Below are 17518 nucleotides of genomic sequence, written 5' to 3' on the forward strand. Positions count from 1 at the left end.
GAATTGACGTTAACCGTCAAGAAGTTCGGGTCAAGAGTGCGGCGTAGCGGTTGAGCTGTTTCAGATCAACGGTCTCGGATGGCGTTCCCGTTCGAAAAGCAGCGCCATGCGCGCGGTCAGCCGCGGGTTGAGCAAGGTGAGCCGTCCTCCGGCAAGCGAGAAGAGGCCGGCCCGGCGCAGGCGGGACCAGGTTTTGCTGGTGTGGACAAGTGACAGGCCTAGCGCGTCTGCGAGGTGCTGTTGCGACAAGGGGAACTGGAAACTGTTGTCGCTGACGAGACCGAGCGCCTCGGCCCGGCGATAGAGCGAGATCACCAGCGCTGCGATGCGCTCGCCCGCATTGCGCTGGCCGACCGAGGTCAGGTTCTCGTCGATCAGGCTCTCCTCGCGGGAGCCGAGCCAGGCGATCTCGTATGAGAGCGACGGCATGTGCACGAAGAGGTCCCAGATCCGCTTGCGCGGAAATGTGCAGAGCTCGACATCGGTCAGCGCCTCGATGCCATGTTGGGCCGCGCTCAGGAGCGAAGCCTGCAGCCCGACCAGATCGCCTGGCAGCAGGAAGTTCAGAATCTGACGCCGCCCGTCTGAGAGCGATTTGTAACGAAAGGCCCAGCCGGAGAATAACGTAAAGAGCTCGGCATCTTCCTGGCCGGGATGAATGACCTCCGATCCGGCAGGAACGGAACGATGATCGATCTTCATCCGCTGGATGAAGCGGACTTCCTCATCGCTCTTGTCCTTGAATGCCGCCTTCAGCCGCAAAGGACAGGCCAGGCAAGGCACTCCGAGCCGGGCTATGCTGGCATGGTCGGGCATGGTCTTCATGACGCCATTATGCGCGGGGGAGCCGGCATAGCTCAATGTCGAATCGCATGCTGCGTGCGGTGCAACATATCCTTTGCAATTGGCGGAACTGGCAGAAGCGTTGCGGCGTTCTAGCGCCGTGGAGCGTGCCGATCTCCAGCCTCCGGTTTATGATTGCGACACCTCGCGATGATGCTCCGGTCAATGACATCTCGGGCGGGAGTTGCAAGGCCATGGCTGAGACGCCGCAACCATCCAGGCGGTCGCGCATGCGGCAGTTTTTCCGCATCGCGCTGCGGTTTTGGAGCGGTGAGACCCGGTTGCGCGCCTGGGTTCTGACGATAGTGGTGCTGGTTTTCGTCGCTGCGCAGACGGCGAGCGCCGTCGGCATCAACAGCTGGAACCGGTACTTCTTCGATGCGCTTGAAAAGCGCGATACCGGCGCTGTCTGGTCGGTGATCGCCTGGCTGCCGGCGCTGGTCATCGCATTCAGCCTGTCGCTGTCCGCCCTCGTGATCAGCCGCATGCTGCTCCAGGCGCGATGGCGGGAGGACCTGACCAGGCGTCTTGCCGGCTGGTGGATCGCTGWTCAGCGCTATTACCGGCTCGGCTTCCTCACCAAGAGGCAGACGGCTCCCGAATACCGGATCGCAGATGACGTCCGGCTCGCGATCGAGCCGCTCGCCGAATTCGCGATCGGCTTGATCAGCGCGGCGGTGACGGCCGCGACCTTCGCCGCCATCCTCTGGCAGGTCGCAGGCTCAGCTCACTTTATGCTCGGTGGCGTGGCGATCGTGATCCCGAGCTACATGGCGCTGGCCGCGATCGTCTATGCGGCGGTCGCGTCGCTCGCGGCCTATCTCACCGGACGACCGCTGGTCGCTCGCATTGCGGCCAAGAACGAGGCCGAGGCCCAGTTCCGGGCAGAAATGACGCGATTGCGCGAGAATGCCGAGAGCATCGCCCTGATCAAGGGCGATGCCGACGAGCGTGCATCGGTTGGCGAGAACTATGGCCGCGTCCTGGCCGCCTGGCTCCGCGTCATTCGCCAACAAGGTGTGATCGCATTGGTGCTCAACACCAATGGTGCCTTGTTTCCGATCGTGCCGCTGCTGCTGATCGCGCCGAAATATCTCTCGGGCGAGGTTACGCTCGGGGCCGTGATGCAGGTCGTCGCGGCGTTCAGCGCCGTTCAGGCCGCGCTGATCTGGTTCGTCGACAACTTTGTCAGGCTGGCCGAGTGGTTTGCCTCCGTCACCCGGGTCGACGAGCTTGTCGAAGAGCTGGAGGCGCTCGATGTCGGCACGATCATGGTCGGCGAGACCCAGATCTCGCTCGGCGAGAGTGATGACGGCGCGATTCATATCAAGGAGCTCTCGCTGGYGCACAGCAATGGGCGCATCGTCATCGCAGACGCGACGGTTATCATCGAACTCGGCGAGAAAGTTCTGATCGTTGGCGAAAGCGGCTCCGGCAAGAGCACGCTGATCCGGTCGCTGGCCGGCCTCTGGCCCTGGGGTTCAGGCTCGATCCAGGTGCCTCGCGGCAAGAGCATCGCGTTCGTGCCRCAGAAGCCCTACTTGCCCCTCGGCAATTTCAGGACGGTCCTGCTCTATCCCGATTCCGAGATCCCCGTCAGCGACGAGACCATCATTGCCGCCCTTCGGCGCTGCGGCCTGGCCTATATGGCCAAGCGCCTGAACGAGGAGGATAATTGGGATCGCGTCCTGTCCGGCGGCGAGCGTCAGCGCGTCGCCTTCGTGCGCTTGCTGATCCAGAAGCCCGATATCATCATCATGGACGAGGCGACTTCGGCCCTCGATGAGGACAGCCAGAATTCGCTCCTTGGACTGTTCGAAGGCGAGCTCGCACACGCGACAGTCATCAGTGTCGGTCACCGCCCCGGCCTTGAGGATTTCCATGACCGCAAGATCACCCTGGAGAAGCGTCTCGCCGGCGCGCATCTGAGCTCGCGCCGGATCGGCAAGTCGCTCTGGCGGCTGTTTCGCAGCCGTCAGCCCGCCAACGAGGACGAGGAGACCTGAACCGCCGCTCCCGGTTTCGTGATCGCTGCCACCCGCACAACGGGAACCGAACGGGCGGCGTCGCGTTCTCTTCGACGTAAACCGGTCAATGGTGACCGGTCGTGGCGTAGGGAGAGACAGATGTTGAATGACAGCCTTGCCCCCATCAAACGCGCCTTCGCCTTCTTTGGAATCATGGGCGCGGTGGTGGCCACGCTGACCTTCGGCTCGGCTCYCCAGAGCGCGACCGATCAAAGTTCGACCTCCGTCGCGGAGGCCAAGATTCGAAACAACGTCCCGACAGATAGCCAGCTGGCATCGGTGGATCCCGCCCAGAGGGTCGCCGATCGGACCAAGCGCGCCATCGCGACCTCCCAGGAGGCTCGCGTGACCGGGCCGGTCGCCAGCGTTATTCGCTGAGCCGGAACCGACTGCGGGATAGCGCAATCAGGGGCGCTCAGTCGCGGTGCGACGGGCGCCCCGCGCGCTTGTCACGCGTGAAGCCGCCTTCGGGCGGCTTGTTTTGTCCGTGGCCGCGCTGATTGCCATGAGGCGCATCGCTTGGCCTGGAGGGTTCTGTGCAGCTGCGTATCCGTCACGCGACGACCTATCGCTACGCCCAGCCGGTCGAGTTCGGACCGCATCGCCTGATGCTGAGGCCACGGGACAGTTTCGACCTGCGCGTCGTGGAAACCGCGCTCAGCATCACTCCGGCGGCGCATTTGCGCTGGATGCATGATGCCTATGGCAATTCGGTTGCCATCGCGAGCTTCGAGGGGCAGGCCGACAGCCTCGACATCGTCAGCGAACTGGTGGTCGAGCGCTTCGGACCGGCCCTTCCGAGCCCGGTGCTCGCGTCCGACGCGGCCATGACGGGGGTTGTCTACACCCCCTCCGAACGCGCGGCGCTACAGCCCTATCTGGCTCTGGCAAGCGCCGATCCGGATGGCGCCCTCGACCAATGGCTTCTCGCCTTTCGCGCGCGAAGCGGCACCGGCACCGGGCACCTGTTGCGGGATCTCGCTCATGCCATCAATGACGCATTGAGCTACGCCATTCGCTATGACGAGGGCACGCAACACCCGCTCGACACGCTACAGCTGGGGAGCGGCTCCTGCCGTGACTATGCGTGGGTGTTTATCGAGCTGGCGCGCCGCCTGGGCTTCGCTGCCCGGTTCGTGACCGGCTATATTCACGAGCGTACGCTGGAAAGCGGTGGCCTCGTCTCACCGGCTGGCCTGACGCATGCCTGGGCCGACGTCTTCATCCCCTTCGACGGCTGGGTCGAGTTCGATCCGACCAATGATCTGGTGGCGGACCGCCAATTGCTGCGCATCGCCGTCGCCCGCGTTCCTGAGGACGCATCGCCGGTCTCCGGCAGCTATACCGGGCTCGCTGGAGCCTTCCTTGGCTTGAACGTTGGGGTCAGCATCGAGCCGGTCGAGACGGGCGCCTGCTGAGCAGGCTCAGTCCCGATGCACGATGCGCCAGGAGCCCAGTGAGCGCCCGCCCGGCGCGGAGACCTCGGTCGCCGCGATCTGCGTCAGGAGACCGGCGAAGAGCTTGGGGGGCTCGGCATGGTCGATCTCGCGATCCGCCTTGATGCTGATCTCGATGGTCTCCTCATCGATATCGGCAGCGGTGACCGTCACGGTGAGGCCCGGTCCGTGCCGCAAGGCGCGCCCCACCACGTCGACGATCAGGAAGCCGAGCGGAATGATCCGGTCGACGGAAAGGGACGACATAGTCTCGATCTGGCTGATCAGACCCTGGTCGCGGCGGCGGATGAGGTTCGAGATCATCGTCATGACGTCGTCGAGGAACAGGTCGACGCGGACAGGCTGCATTTCTCCATCGGCGAGCGTGAAGCGATAGGCTGCCGAGAGGACGTGGACGCGGCATTCGGCGTCGGCGAGCGCTAGCCTGGCTTCGCCGCGAGAATCGCGCTTGGTCAGCCCGATATAACTCTGGACGACCTGCAGGCTGTTCTTCACCCGGTGATGTAGCTCGCGCACCAGGAAGCGATTGTCGTCGAGGGCGTTCGAGAGCTTGCGCTGCCGCACCTCCTCCTCCTCGACCATCGCGTTGAAGGCCTCCGCCACGCTCCGCATGTCGCTCGGCATATCCGCCGCAATCGGGGCCCGGGCACTCGAGAGTTTCGCACGTGTCCTGGCCGCCGTTTCGATGCCGCGCAGCCAGCGCACGCAATGCCGGTCGATTGCGCGCAGGTAGACGAAGCAGAGCAAGGCGAGGGTGAGGAGCGGGGTCAGCAGCAAAATGAGGAACTGCGTCTGGGCCGCACGTTCGGCTGCGTTGTCGAAACTCGCGATCACGTAGAGGTCAGGCTCGGCAACCATGCGGGCGGCATAGGCGCGGTTGGGTCCGGCCCTGCTTGCCGCCTCCCAGCGCGCCTTGACCTCGGGCACCACTTCCAGCGCCGGCAGCCAGGACTCGTCGCCTTCATCGGCTCCTCGGCTGGTGACGATTCCGCTGCCCCGATGGATCAGTGCGACTGCAAGGCTTTCATCGCTCTCGCCGAGGTCGAAGACCTTGTTGAGCAGGTCGGAGTCGGCGAGCAGCAGAGCTTCCTGCGCAGGCTGTTCGGGATCGTTACTATGAGCATAGACTGCGAGATAGCGCTGCCGATCGAGGATGAGATCGTCATAACGCACGGTCGCCAGTTCCGTGCCCGCCCAGATTCGGACCGGTGGTTTGGCGCTCAGTCGCTCTGCGGTCGCGGCAAGCTTGGCGGAGGTGACATGCGGATCGAGCGAGACCGAGCAGATCTCGCCGTTGCGCATCTTGAGGTGAAGGGCGCTGTAGCCGGTTACCCGCTTCAGAATCTCTTGGGCGGCCGCATCGCAATCCCTGCTGCTCGACGTGCCCACGGCCGCGGCCGCCGTCAGCAACGAGCGCAAGGCGCCGCGATACCAGACGCGAGCGCGCACGGCATAGTCATCCGCCGTGCGGATCTGGAAAGTCTGAATTGAGGCGATGACCGTTCGATAGGTCGTGATCGCGGCGATCGCCGAAAGGCAGGCGATCGGCAACGCGATTGCGACCAGCAGAGCGAGAAGCCTGCCGCGGACGGTCTTGAACCGCGCCAGTCGCATCAGGGTCGGATGGGTTCGGAGCTGGTCCTGTGAACCGCTGCTGCGCTCTGACGATCGGGCCCGAGATCATCGAGACCTTTGATCGACAGCAGCTCCGCAAGCTTGGTGCGCGCCCTGTTGACGCGGCTCTTGATGGTGCCGATCGCGACGCCGCARATCTCAGCAGCCTCCTCATAGGAAAGGCCCGTTGCGCCGACCATGATCAGCACTTCCCGCTGCTCCTCCGGCAGCTTGGCCAAAGCCTTGCGGAAATCGGCGAGATCGAGATGGCTCTCCTGGTTGCCGTGCACCGCCATGCGCTCGGCATAGGTGCCTTCACTGTCCTGCACCTCGCGGCCGCGCTTGCGGTAGAGCGAGTAGTAGGTGTTGCGCAGGATGGTAAAGAGCCAGGCGCGCAGGCTGGTGCCCGGTTCGAACTTGTCCGAGTTGCCCCAAGCCTTGAGCAGGGTGTCCTGCACCAGATCGTCCGCGAGCTGCATCGAACCCGAAAGCGACGCCGCAAAGGCGCGCAGGTTCGGGATTTCCTTGATCAGGCCGTCCTTGAACTCAGGGGCGCTCATCACTTGCTTCCTCAGCGGATGAACGGCTTTCCTTGGCTTCCAGCTGCGCCAGCAGAACCAGGAATTTGTCGGGGATGGGTGCGTTGATCAGATCGTCGTAATGCGCCTTGAGCGACCGGCCGATCGACTCCTGAACCCTGGGGTCCAGAATGGCTTCGAAATCCGTCTCTTCGCCCCCGTTCGGCTCTGGCATCTCGATCTTCATACCACTCATCATACCCTCGCGCCGACGCCGCTCCGCTCTTGCTGCAGGGGCGGCCGGATTGCCCTGTTCAACCGTCTTCCACATCCCGGCCGATCATGATCCGCCGGGAGCATCATTGACACGTATGCTGCCAGATAACGGTCTAGTTTCAGAAAAGTTCCGGGCAAATCGTAAAATAAATTGCTTGTCAGAAACACGTTGCGGGTGCTCACTTTCGGCAGGTTGAAGAAGGACCAATCAATGTCGATTGCGAAGGAAATTGCCCCGCATCTGCCCTATCTGCGCCGCTTCGCGCGAGCTCTGAACGGCACGCAGGCGAGTGGCGATGCCTATGTCGTTGAAATGCTCGAAGCGCTCGTCGTCGATCCAAATTCCTTTCCGCGGGACGTCGATGCCCGCACCGGACTGTACAGGACTTTCCTGAAGCTCTGGTCGTCGGTCGGCATCAACAACCAGTCTTCGGGCGGTGTGGAGCGCTCGTCGGCCGAGCGCAATCTCAGTGCGCTGACGCCGCGTCCACGGCAGGCCTTCCTGCTGCGCACCGTCGAGGGCTTTTCGCTCGATGAGGTCGCGGTGATCATGGAGGTCTCGGCGGCGGAGGTGGCAAATCTCGTCCAGGTCGCGGGACAGGAAATCGCCGATCAGGTCGCCACCGACGTGCTGATCATCGAAGACGAGCCCATCATCGCGCTCGATATCGAAACGATGGTCGAAGAGCTGGGACATACGGTGACCGGTGTCGCCCGGACCCATCGCGAGGCGATTGCATCTGTCGCGAAAAAGCGGCCGGGCCTGGTGCTGGCCGACATCCAGCTTGCTGACGGCAGTTCCGGCCTCGAAGCCGTCAATGAGATCCTGAGCGCGATCGACGTCCCGGTGATCTTCATCACGGCCTATCCGGAACGCCTGCTGACCGGAGACCGGCCCGAGCCTGCCTTCCTGATCACCAAACCGTTCCAGCCGGAAGCGGTGAAGGCGGCGATAAGTCAGGCGCTGTTCTTTGACCGGCGCGCCGGTCGCAAGGCCGCCTGATACAGCTCAGTATGATACCGGGGTCCGTGGCGTCATGGCGCAACGGACCCTTTTTCGTGCGCCTTACCAGCCCAGAAAATAGACGATCAGAAGTGCCGGAAACGGCAAGGCGACGATCATCGGCGCAATCCATTTCATGACATCTCTCCTGGCGCGTGGCCGGCTCACGACCGCCGCCTCTTGGTTATTGCAATCAGGCCGGTGATCGCCGCTGCGGCGAGCGCAGCGAAGAAAACGATCCTTGCGGCCATCGTCGCCAGCCCCGGCACACCGCCAAAAGCCAGCATCGCCGCAACAAGCGCTGCGATCAGGAATGTCACGGCCCACCCGGACATCGAGAAACCTCAGAATACAACATGCATCGTTGAAGCAACGGTTCCGCCGCCGCAAAGGTTCCGACTCGGTGGCCCGGGGCAGACGAGAGGTGAAGGGAACAAGCCTTACACACCCTGCGTTGCCTCAGGTGCATTCCGAAATTTGAAGGACGCCGAGAACGACAAGGCTGATGCTGCTCATAGCTTTCCGGATGCGACGGACGCGGCCATTTTATTTGGCAGCTACGTATGAACCAGCGCTCAGATCACTCTGGCTGTCTTTCTCGTCGTTGCGCCGCTTTCGCTCCCTTCTGAAATGGTGACGGGGGCCTGAATGAAAGAGGGAACGCTGCGATGACGACCAGGGGCATGGGGCTGGTGGTGCGGGTGTGCTGCATTGGCGCGGTGGCCGCCATGCTGCCCCTTGGCACGCCTTCCAAGGCGGAGCCGGCCCCACGTACTCAGACGGAGCGCTCTGCGCCCATTGGTGTGCCGCCACCGCGCCCTCGGGATTTGGCTATACCTTCGCCTGCGCTGCCCTCCGTGCCGGCTCCCGCGGAACAGTCGCCTGCGAAGCTGGTCGAACCGCAGTCACCTGTCACCTCTACTCCTACTCCGCCCGGAGAAGGCGCCTGCATGCGGGCATTGGCAGCCATCGCGGGCAATCGCATTCGTCAACCTGATGCGAAGCAGTACCGGGCAACGGACCCGGCCTGCCGGGTGCAGGAGCCGGTCGTCGTGGAAGCGCTTGCCTACCGTGCGAGCGACGGGCCGGGGACGGTTGTCTTCGCGCCGCCGGTCACGATCAGCTGTGCCATGGCGACGACGGTTTCGCAGTGGCTTGACGATACCGTCCAGCCCCTCGCCCGAGGGCATTTTGGGCGGGATCTCTCGCGTCTTCAGGTTGGAGGTGGCTATGAGTGCCGTCGGCGCAACCGCTCGACGGCCGGCCCGGTCAGTGAGCATGCGACGGGTCAGGCGCTCGATATCTTCGCTTTTGTCATGGGCGAGGAACGGTCGGGCGGTGTTCGTGTCATGGTCGAGAAGCCGGCAGGATTGGCTCAAGACCGCTTTTTGAAGTCGGTGAGGCAATCGGCGTGCGGGGCTTTCGCGACCAGCCTAGGCCCGGGCTCGGACGCCGCCCATGCCAATCATCTGCATGTCGATATTCAGCCGCGCCGCTCAGCCGCGGCGCGCTTCTGCCAATGACGGTGTGTGCCGTCGCTCAAGCGACGTTGTCGGAGATTTCGTCGAGTTCGACGCGGGTGAGCCGCCAGGGGTCGCTTGGGCGAAACAGGGCCACAGGAACCCGGCCGGTCTCGGCCTGCGCGCGGCGGATCGCGAGAATATCGAGCGCCGTAGTTTGGTCGAATCCCGACGCAATCAAAACCTCAAGTTCCCAAAAGGGAGGGAGCCGATCCGGCTCGCCGCCTGTCGGGATCAGCGTCGCTTGCAGAGGAGGGCTAATACGAGTGAACATCTCACGTTTCCGTCCAGGGGCGGAATTGGAACGCAACGCTCCTGCCTAGGTTCCAGACTGATTGGGAACTGTGGAGCTATTGCGGCATTTTTTGGTAACCATGTTGTCAGGAGATTCGTCATGATCCATCGGCCTGCCAAAATTGTCGCCGCAACCGCGTTCTGCGTTGCCGCCTTGAGCGCTCTTACAACCACGGCTGCGAACGCACAGAGCGGGGCCCCGGCAGGTCGGCTGAGTTGCCATGTCGGCGGCGCACTCAACCTTATCGTGACATCGCAGAAGCCCATGGAGTGCCGTTTTACGCCGCGCCGCGGGCCCGTGCAGCGCTATACCGGCGTTGTGCGCGGTTTCGGGCTCGATGTCGGCTCGTTCAAGCGCAGCAGCCTGGGCTGGCGTGTCTTTGGTCCCTATGCGCGAGCCCCCCTGGGGGCATTGGCGGGCACTTATGTTGGCGCAAGCGCCGGCGCTTCGGCGGGGACGGGAGGATCGGTGAACATGCTCATCGGCGGCGTCGAGAAGGATGTCACGCTGCAGCCTCTCTCACTGCAGACCCTGCGCGGCTTCAATGTCGCCGTCGGCGTTACCGGTCTCGAGCTTACGCTCGCGCCGTCGTCGTCACCGTCGCGTGGGCGCCGCTGACGTCTCGCAACTTGCTCAAGACGGAGAGGCTTCTGCAAAGGGTTACGCTTCGATAACCTTCTTGCCGCATGTTTAGCTCAATTTGGAGCTTTCCGTCGCGGTGCGTCCCGCGTGCCGGAACAACGCCATGCTTCGCCGCGTTCTTCACCCAGAGGCGAAAGTTCCATGGCAGGTCGAGAAAGGACGCGGGATTGATGAGCCAGATCCGCATCCTGATCGTCGAGGACGACCCGTTCATCGCGATGGATATCGAGTATGCCGTGATGGACAAGCTCGGCGAGGATGCCGAGCTCATCATTGTCGGTTCCGTCGAGGAGGCTCGGCGCGCCATCGGCTCGCCGGTTTCCTGCGCATTGCTGGACATCGACGTTGTCGGCGGCAAGACGTTCGACGTTGCCAAGAGCCTGTTCAGCAAGGGGACGCCGATCGCGTTCGTGTCCGGTGCGACACCGGGCGATGTGCCGGACGCGTTGCGCCAGGTGCGTTTTCTGCGCAAGCCATTCTCGACGCGCGAGATTGCAAGCTTCGTATCTCGGGCATTGAAGGCGAGCTGACGGCACCCGGCGGCTCCGTTCCGGGCAGCTCCCGCGGTCGGTTCAGCTCACGTTGCGCTCAGTCTCTCTTAGGGAATATCAACGTGACCCGGGTTCCAGGGCGCTCTGTGCCCGGGGTGCGGGCGGCGACATCCATGGTTGCCCGCATGCTGCGTAGCAGGCTCGCAATGACCGTCTGACCCAGCCCCTTGGCCTCGGCCTGGGGCGGCATTCCGACGCCGTCATCTTCGATCGTCAGGACGAGTGTCGGGGCTTCGGTACCGTCACCTCTCCCGAAGCGAATGACGACCCGCCCGGTCATGTTCCCGGGAAAGGCATGTTTGATCGCGTTGGTGACGAGCTCGTTGACGATCACCACGAAGGAGACCGCGTCGCGCCCGGGCAGCCGGATCGAATCCATATCGAGATCGATCGAGATGGGGCGGCCCTCCGCCGCCTTGCCGATCTCGTCCAGTAGGTCCTCCATATAGGGGCGGGCGTCGATCTCGTCGGTCTCGATGTCGAGACGCAGCCGGCGCTGTCCGGCGGCGATCGCCTGGATGCGCGATTGCGCCTGGGCGAGGGCCGTCTTCACCGCTGGCTCGCGCGTCTGCCGGCTCTGAACATTGAGCAGCGCGGAAACCATGGCGAGGTTGTTGCCGACGCGGTGGTTGACGTCACGCAGAAGCGCCTCGATGCGCAATCGCTCCGCATCGAGCTGCTGCGTGCGCTCACTGACGATCTGTTCGAGTTCTGCATTGGTCATCGCGAGCGCTGCAGAGCGGCGCTGGCGCGTACGGACCTGCAGCCATGCCGCGAATGCGAGCCCTGCCAGCGCCACCACGATTCCGATGCTGGCCCAGAGCCGGCGGCGCTCCTCACGGCTACTTAAGGCGACCAGCTTGATATTCTCGGCGAGCTGGATCTGTTGGATTGTCCCGCGCAGTTCGTCCATCGCCGCAATGCCGTGCCCATCGCGGATCTGCGCCAGCGCCTCAGCCTGCCGGCCTTCGCGAGCAAGCGCTATCGCTGCCTCGAGTTCCTCGAATTTGCGGGCCATCTGGGCGCGCACCAGGGCCACTCGCTCGCTCTGCTGCTTATCGTCGGAGACGAGGCGCTCGAGCGCCTCAAGGTCGGACGGAGCGGCCGCACGGCCAGACGTATAGGGGGCAAGATAGGGTGTCGTACCCGTCAGCAGATAGCCGCGCTGCCCGGTTTCAGCATCCCGCATGTGCCCGAGCAGGCGTTCGGCCTGTTCGCGAATCTCGACCGAATGAGCCACCTCGCGCGATGTTTCGATCGCTTGCGAATTGATCCAGGCCGCCAGGATGATCGCAACCCCGACGACGGTGATAGCAGCAATGGTCGTGGTCGCGGAGCGCAGCCGCCGGGCCAGCGTCGGCAATGGCGATAGAAAGATCGGGCCTTGCGGCCTTGCTTGGGCGGACATGGGYACCGTGATAGCCGACCGAAGTCACAATCCCTATGTAAAAAGACAGGATTCGTCCATCCTCAGGGCCGCGCTACGCCTACGAGGGCGCCGCGACGGGGCTCCGGAGCGAGGTTCTCAGCTCTCTCCCTCGGCGCCATCGTCCCCCTTGAAAAGCTGACGTCCAAGGATCGCGCCCAGGATCACCACGCCGCCGACGAGAACGGTGCTCCACTTCTTGCGAGAGCTCAGCAACGAGGCCGCGACCGGAGCGGCAGCCAGGGCGGTTGCAGCGAAGGGCGGGGGCGGCCGGCGACGGCTGTTGATGAAAGCCGCGATCGCGAAGACCAGCAGACCGGCAATAACCAGCCCGCCGGCAATGATCAGGCTCGCCTGCACCTTGCCGTAATGCAGCTCCAGTACCGCATGCAGGGCGCCGAGCGCGAAGCCGACGGCGCAGATCATCAGCAGGACCGCCAACCCGTACAGGCTGTAGACGACGATATTGCGCTTCACCCTGCCGCGGATTTCCGACGCCAGCAGTGCTCCCAGCCCCCCGATCATGATCTCAGCGTGCCGAAAGGAAGCCGACGAACAGACCGACCGCTGCGGCCACGCCAAGCGCGCGCAACGGGCGTTCCTGGATTTCTGCGACGATCAGGCGCTGCAATTCGGTCGCCTGCTCCTTGGCGACGTCGACCATCTTGTCGGTATCGACCCCGACGGCCCTGAGCTTTTCGCTCACGGTCGCCGCGAGATCCTCGGCGCTGCGCGACAGGCTCTCCTCGACATTCTCGGCTTCGCCGCGAACGCGGCGCCCGGCTGTAGCCGCGCGCTTGGCGATGTCGTCGGCGCCGGCTGCGATCTCATCCCCGGCGCTCTTGACGGAGGTCTCCGCCTGACGCTTCGCGGAAGTGGCGGTCTTGGCCATGTCTGTCGTTCCCTATGTCTGGAAAACCGGTTCCGTCGAGAAATCGACGCGTCATGGTGGCAACGCGCCATCCTCGCTCCGGTTCCGCGAACTGCACGGTGATCAGCCCGGCCGTTAAGCCGGTTTGGTCTCCTCGCCAGCGTCGTCAAGCTGCGTCTTGCGATACCGCGCGAACGCCTCTTGCGCCACCATGGCAACGAGGAGGATCGGAGTCGAGAGCACTGCGCCCGCCGGCCCCCAGAGCCAGAGCCAGAAGATGAAGCCGATGAAGACCAGGAAGGGCGACACCGTCAGCGTGCGGCCAACGAAGACGGGGGTGATCGCGTTCCCCTCGAGAAGGTGGAGTACGAAATAGGTGGCTGCCGGCCAGGCCGCGCTGAGGAGCGAAGGCGCATCGAGCAGGGCGCCGGCAAACAGCATCACTGTGACGATGATCGGGCCAATGAAGGCGAGATAGTTGAGGAGGAAGGCGAGCGCACCCCAGAACACCGGAAAGGGGAGTCCAGCGAGCCAGGCGATCGCCATCGAGGCCAGGCCCATGCCGAGATTGATCAGCGTGACGAGGCCGAAATAGCGGGCGACCCGCACTTCGATCTCCTCGAAGAAGGATCCGGCGGACCGGCGTGCGCCATGGCCGAGGCAGAGCCTGAGGACGCGCGCCTTGAAAATCCGGCGGGTCGCCAGCCAGAAATACACTGTCGCCACGAAGATCAGCAGCCCGCCGGCGGCAGTGGAGGAGCCGAGCGCGATATCGAAAAGCGGATTGCCTTGCGAGACGTTCAGTTCCACGCCGCTCTTGCCAGAGAGGCTGGCTGCCATCTTCTTGAATTCGTCCATGAAGATAAGGACGCCGGCCAGTTTCGAGCGCAGCGCGGCCAGCATGGCCGGGAACTGATCGCTCCAGGTCGCGATCGGCACTGCCAGCACCGTCAGGGAACCGATCAGGAGCAACACGCCGACAAGGACCACGATAAAGGCAGCCAGGAGCTGCGGCACGCCATGGCGCACCAGCCAGTCGACGACCGGGCCGAGCACGAGGCCGAAGATCACCCCCGCGGTGACAGGCAGGGCAATGACCTTGGTGATGGAGAGTGCCGCAGTGGCCAGGATCACGAAAATGCCGACGATGGCATAACGCAGGATCAGGTCATGCTCGTAAGGCGTGACGGTGCTGCCGCTCTCCTCCTCAACGACCTCAGGCTCCACCATATAGCGCGGAAAAGGCCTCCAGGCCGACGTGTTGAGCATGATGCGTTACCCCCGCGCGCGCCGAGGCACGACGGAACRATAACGTCAGTGCGGCCGCTCTGGTTCCCGCCCGGTCTGGCTCGCGGTCAGTGCGCCTCGTCCCAATTGCCGGCCGCGCGCGCATCGACCTGGAGCGGCACTCGCAGCTGTACCGCCGGGTGCGGCGCCTCAACCATCACCTTGGTGATCACCGGCAAGGTTGCCTCGACCTGCGCGTCTGGCACTTCGAAAACGAGTTCGTCATGCACCTGCAGCAGCATGCGGGCATCGAGCCTGGCCTCAGTCAGGGCTCCTTCCATCCGGATCATGGCACGGCGGATGATGTCGGCCGCCGAGCCCTGGATCGGTGCGTTGATCGCCTGACGCTCGACAAAGGCGCGCTCGGACGGGTTCTTCGAGGCGACGGCCGGGAAATGGCAGACGCGGCCGAAGATCGTGGTGACATGACCGTTCGCCCTGACCGCCGTCTTGGTCTGATCCATATAGTCGCGGATGCCGGGGAAGCGCTCGAAATACTTGCGGATATAGGCGCCCGCTTCCTCGCGCCCGATGCCGAGCTGATTGGCGAGGCCGAAGGCCGAGATGCCATAGATGATGCCGAAATTGATCGCCTTGGCGCGCCTGCGCACCTCGCTCGGCATGCCCGCGACCGGCACGCCAAACATTTCCGACGCAGTCATGGCGTGGATGTCGATGCCGTCGGCAAAGGCCTGCCGGAGCTGCGGTATGTCCGCGATATGGGCGAGAAGGCGCAGCTCGATCTGGCTGTAGTCGGCCGAGATCAGTTTGTGACCCTTCTCCGGAATGAAGGCCGTGCGGATCTTGCGACCCGCTTCGGTGCGGATCGGGATGTTCTGGAGATTGGGCTCAGAGGAGGAGAGCCGCCCCGTCGTCGTCGCGGCCAGAGCATAGGACGTGTGCACCCGGTTGGTCGCCGGGTTCACGTAGGCCGGCAGTGAATCGGTATAGGTCGATTTCAGCTTGGCGAGCTGGCGCCATTCCAGGATCTTCGACGGCAGCGGGTGGCCCTGCTCTGCGAGATCTTCGAGCACGCCGGCGCCGGTCGCCCATTGTCCGGTCGCGGTCTTCTTGGCGCCAGCGAGTCCCATCTTGCCGAACAGGATGTCACCGAGCTGCTTGGGACTGCCGATCGTGAACTTCTCGCCGGCGATCTCGTAGATCTCATCCTCGAGCCGCGCGAGCCCCTGCGCGAAGTCGCCCGAGAGCCGCGACAGGATCTGCCGGTCGATGGCGATGCCGCGGCTTTCCATGCGCGCGAGAACGGCAACCAGGGGCCGCTCGAGCGTCTCATAGACGGTGGTCTTGCTTTCGGCTGTCAGGCGGGGCCGGAGCGCGCGCCAGAGCCGCAAGGTGACGTCGGCATCCTCCGCCGCATAGGCGGTCGCCTTTTCCAGATCGACCTTGTCGAAGGTCACCTGTGCCTTGCCGGTGCCCGCGACCTGCGAATAGGGGATGGTCTCGTGGCCAAGATGCAGCTCCGAGAGCTTGTCCATGCCGTGGCTGTTATTGCCGGCATCGAGCGCATAGGAGATCAGCATCGTGTCCTCGATCGGGGACACGKCGAGTCCGTGACGCTGCAGGACGAGCAGGTCGTATTTCAGGTTCTGGCCGATCTTCAGCACGCCGCTATCGGCAAGCAGCGGTTTCAGCGCCGCGACTGCGTCGGCGACGGGAATCTGGCCCTCCAGCATACCACCGCCGAACAGGTCGGTGCCGCCACGATGCTGCAACGGGATATAGCAGGCGCGGCCTGGCGCGACGGCGAGCGAGATGCCGATGAGATCGGCCTGCATTGCATCAAGCGAGTTCGTCTCGGTGTCGAGCGCGACCTGGCCGGCCTCATAGGACCACGCGATCCAGCGCTGGAGATCGGCGAGCGTGCGCACGCATTCATAGGTCGAGCGGTCGATCGGCAGCTTCGCGACCTCGTCGCGCCGCTGTGCCACGAGATCGGCCGGCTTCATCCAGCCATCTGTCGCGGAGGCTGCCGCGATGGGCGCTTGCGCCGAGCCTGGAGCCGCGACCGTTCCGTTGGTCGTGGCGGCGATCGCGTCACCGGCCGGTCCGTCCGTGCCGGCATAGAGCGCCTTGAGCTCGGCTGCACGCGATCCGCCGGGTGCGAGCGCCGGGTCGGGGTCGACTGCCGCGACATCGACCTCGTAGGCCTCGGCAACGCGCTTGGTGATGGTGGTGAACTCCATCGCCTTGAGGAAGGCGACCAGCCTGGCCGGATCGGGCTGGTTCAGTGTCAGGTCGGCAAGCGGTGTCTCGACCGCGACATCGTCGACCAGGGTGACGAGCTTGTGCGAGATCCGGACCTTCTCGACCACCTCGGCATTGGTCAGCGTCTCCCGGCGCTTCGGCTGCTTGATCTCGCCGGCGCGCGCCAGCAGCGTCTCCAGATCGCCGAACTCGCCGATGAGCTGGGCAGCGGTCTTGATGCCGATCCCGGGCGCGCCAGGCACATTGTCGGTGGCATCGCCGGCAAGCGCCTGCACGTCGACGACCTTGTCGGGCGTCACGCCAAAATACTCGACCACCTCGGGCTCGCCGATCTTGCGCTCGGCACGAAAGCCCTTGCCCTTCGATGCGTCGCCGGAGGCAGGGTCGTACATGGCGACGCCCGGCCGCACGAGTTGCATCAGGTCCTTGTCGGCCGAGACGATCAGCACGTCGGCCCCAGCCTCGCGCGCCTGCCTGGCATAGGTCGCGATCAGGTCGTCGGCCTCGTAGACATCCTGCTCGACCGGGATCAGGCCGAAGGCACGGACCGCCTCTCGCATCAGCGGGAACTGCGGAATCAGGTCGGCCGGGGGCTCGGAGCGATTGCCCTTATAGGCCGGGTAGAGAGCCTTGCGGAACGAGTTCTCCGTCTTGTCGAAGACGATGGCGAGGTGGGTCGGCTTCACGCCGAGCACGCCCTCGCGCACGAACTGGAAGAGCTTGGTCGCAAACAGCCTCACTGCGCCGGAGGGCAGTCCATCCGAGCGCGAAAGATACTTCCGGTCCTGATTGATCGACTGGAAATAGGCGCGGAAGATGAAGTTCGAGCCGTCGACGAGAAAGAGATGGTCGCCGGGCTTGAGGTCTGGTGCGGTCGTGCTCATGGCGCGGACCTTATGCGGGCGGCGCGGCCGGGTCCATTGCATCCGGGGCGCGATTCGCAGCAAGCTGCGCCAAAACAC

Annotated in this window: 18 protein-coding genes; 8 read left to right on the plus strand and 10 right to left on the minus strand. The window is 64.1% G+C overall.

Annotation, left to right across the window (positions count from 1 at the left end):
• Positions 1-60: 60 nt before the first annotated feature.
• Complete coding sequence (locus AC1D34_RS00860) at positions 61-825, minus strand: Crp/Fnr family transcriptional regulator (RefSeq protein ID WP_476823241.1); 765 nt, start codon at positions 823-825, stop codon at positions 61-63.
• 248 nt (positions 826-1073) lie between these two features.
• Between AC1D34_RS00860 and AC1D34_RS00865 the strand changes: the two genes are divergently transcribed.
• From AC1D34_RS00865 to AC1D34_RS00875, 3 genes are all read left to right on the plus strand, one after another.
• A complete protein-coding gene (locus AC1D34_RS00865; protein WP_476823242.1) occupies positions 1074-2849 on the plus strand; it encodes an ABC transporter ATP-binding protein/permease in 1776 nt (591 codons plus the stop codon).
• Between the two features lie 120 nt (positions 2850-2969).
• Positions 2970-3248, plus strand: a complete 279-nt coding sequence (locus AC1D34_RS00870) for a hypothetical protein (RefSeq protein ID WP_476823243.1) — start codon at positions 2970-2972, stop codon at positions 3246-3248.
• A gap of 158 nt (positions 3249-3406) precedes the next feature.
• The gene (locus AC1D34_RS00875) at positions 3407-4288 is read left to right on the plus strand and encodes a transglutaminase family protein (RefSeq protein WP_476823244.1); all 882 of its coding nucleotides are present in this window, start codon (positions 3407-3409) and stop codon (positions 4286-4288) included.
• 6 nt (positions 4289-4294) lie between these two features.
• Here the strand turns inward: AC1D34_RS00875 and AC1D34_RS00880 are convergent, their stop codons facing one another.
• Genes AC1D34_RS00880 through AC1D34_RS00890 form a run of 3 tightly spaced genes read right to left on the minus strand, consistent with a single transcriptional unit; the run spans position 4295 to position 6790 of the window.
• Positions 4295-5941: a sensor histidine kinase gene (locus AC1D34_RS00880; protein WP_441490580.1), complete on the minus strand. Its 1647-nt coding sequence runs from the start codon at positions 5939-5941 to the stop codon at positions 4295-4297.
• Entirely contained in the window at positions 5941-6501 is a 561-nt protein-coding gene (locus AC1D34_RS00885) for a sigma-70 family RNA polymerase sigma factor (protein WP_043234959.1), read from the minus strand. The genes AC1D34_RS00880 and AC1D34_RS00885 overlap by 1 nt, the downstream gene beginning before the upstream one ends.
• Positions 6488-6790 (minus strand): NepR family anti-sigma factor, encoded by a 303-nt coding sequence (locus tag AC1D34_RS00890; RefSeq protein WP_441490581.1) that lies wholly within the window; start codon positions 6788-6790, stop codon positions 6488-6490. Before AC1D34_RS00890 ends, AC1D34_RS00885 begins: the two co-directional genes overlap by 14 nt.
• Before the next feature lie 156 nt (positions 6791-6946).
• Here AC1D34_RS00890 and AC1D34_RS00895 point away from each other — a divergent pair, with 156 nt between their 5' ends.
• From AC1D34_RS00895 to AC1D34_RS00905, 3 genes are all read left to right on the plus strand, one after another.
• The gene (locus AC1D34_RS00895) at positions 6947-7738 is read left to right on the plus strand and encodes a response regulator (RefSeq protein WP_441490582.1); all 792 of its coding nucleotides are present in this window, start codon (positions 6947-6949) and stop codon (positions 7736-7738) included.
• Between the two features lie 180 nt (positions 7739-7918).
• Positions 7919-8305, plus strand: coding sequence for a hypothetical protein (locus AC1D34_RS00900; RefSeq protein ID WP_476823245.1), 387 nt, complete (start codon positions 7919-7921; stop codon positions 8303-8305).
• Between the two features lie 101 nt (positions 8306-8406).
• Positions 8407-9261: an extensin-like domain-containing protein gene (locus AC1D34_RS00905; RefSeq protein ID WP_476823246.1), complete on the plus strand. Its 855-nt coding sequence runs from the start codon at positions 8407-8409 to the stop codon at positions 9259-9261.
• Positions 9262-9277: 16 nt separating this feature from the next.
• On the opposite strand, the gene AC1D34_RS00910 is transcribed toward AC1D34_RS00905, so the two are convergent.
• Positions 9278-9568 carry a hypothetical protein gene (locus tag AC1D34_RS00910; RefSeq protein ID WP_476823247.1) on the minus strand — a complete coding sequence of 97 codons (291 nt, stop codon included), beginning with the start codon at positions 9566-9568 and terminating at the stop codon, positions 9278-9280.
• A gap of 84 nt (positions 9569-9652) precedes the next feature.
• Here AC1D34_RS00910 and AC1D34_RS00915 point away from each other — a divergent pair, with 84 nt between their 5' ends.
• Both AC1D34_RS00915 and AC1D34_RS00920 read left to right on the plus strand, forming a co-directional pair.
• Positions 9653-10171 carry a DUF992 domain-containing protein gene (locus AC1D34_RS00915; protein ID WP_476823248.1) on the plus strand — a complete coding sequence of 173 codons (519 nt, stop codon included), beginning with the start codon at positions 9653-9655 and terminating at the stop codon, positions 10169-10171.
• 194 nt (positions 10172-10365) lie between these two features.
• The gene (locus AC1D34_RS00920) at positions 10366-10725 is read left to right on the plus strand and encodes a response regulator (protein ID WP_476823249.1); all 360 of its coding nucleotides are present in this window, start codon (positions 10366-10368) and stop codon (positions 10723-10725) included.
• A 58-nt stretch (positions 10726-10783) separates the two neighbouring features.
• Here the strand turns inward: AC1D34_RS00920 and AC1D34_RS00925 are convergent, their stop codons facing one another.
• From AC1D34_RS00925 to polA, 5 genes are all read right to left on the minus strand, one after another.
• Positions 10784-12154 carry a sensor histidine kinase gene (locus AC1D34_RS00925; RefSeq protein WP_476823250.1) on the minus strand — a complete coding sequence of 457 codons (1371 nt, stop codon included), beginning with the start codon at positions 12152-12154 and terminating at the stop codon, positions 10784-10786.
• A 117-nt stretch (positions 12155-12271) separates the two neighbouring features.
• Positions 12272-12697, minus strand: coding sequence for a hypothetical protein (locus tag AC1D34_RS00930; protein ID WP_476823251.1), 426 nt, complete (start codon positions 12695-12697; stop codon positions 12272-12274).
• A 4-nt stretch (positions 12698-12701) separates the two neighbouring features.
• Positions 12702-13064: a DUF883 C-terminal domain-containing protein gene (locus AC1D34_RS00935; RefSeq protein ID WP_069878375.1), complete on the minus strand. Its 363-nt coding sequence runs from the start codon at positions 13062-13064 to the stop codon at positions 12702-12704.
• A gap of 114 nt (positions 13065-13178) precedes the next feature.
• The gene (locus AC1D34_RS00940; protein WP_476823252.1) at positions 13179-14312 is read right to left on the minus strand and encodes an AI-2E family transporter; all 1134 of its coding nucleotides are present in this window, start codon (positions 14310-14312) and stop codon (positions 13179-13181) included.
• Between the two features lie 86 nt (positions 14313-14398).
• A complete protein-coding gene (gene polA, locus AC1D34_RS00945) occupies positions 14399-17440 on the minus strand; it encodes a DNA polymerase I (RefSeq protein ID WP_476823253.1) in 3042 nt (1013 codons plus the stop codon).
• Between the last annotated feature and the right edge of the window lie 78 nt (positions 17441-17518).

The organism is Allobosea sp. P1_A7, from assembly GCF_056406775.1.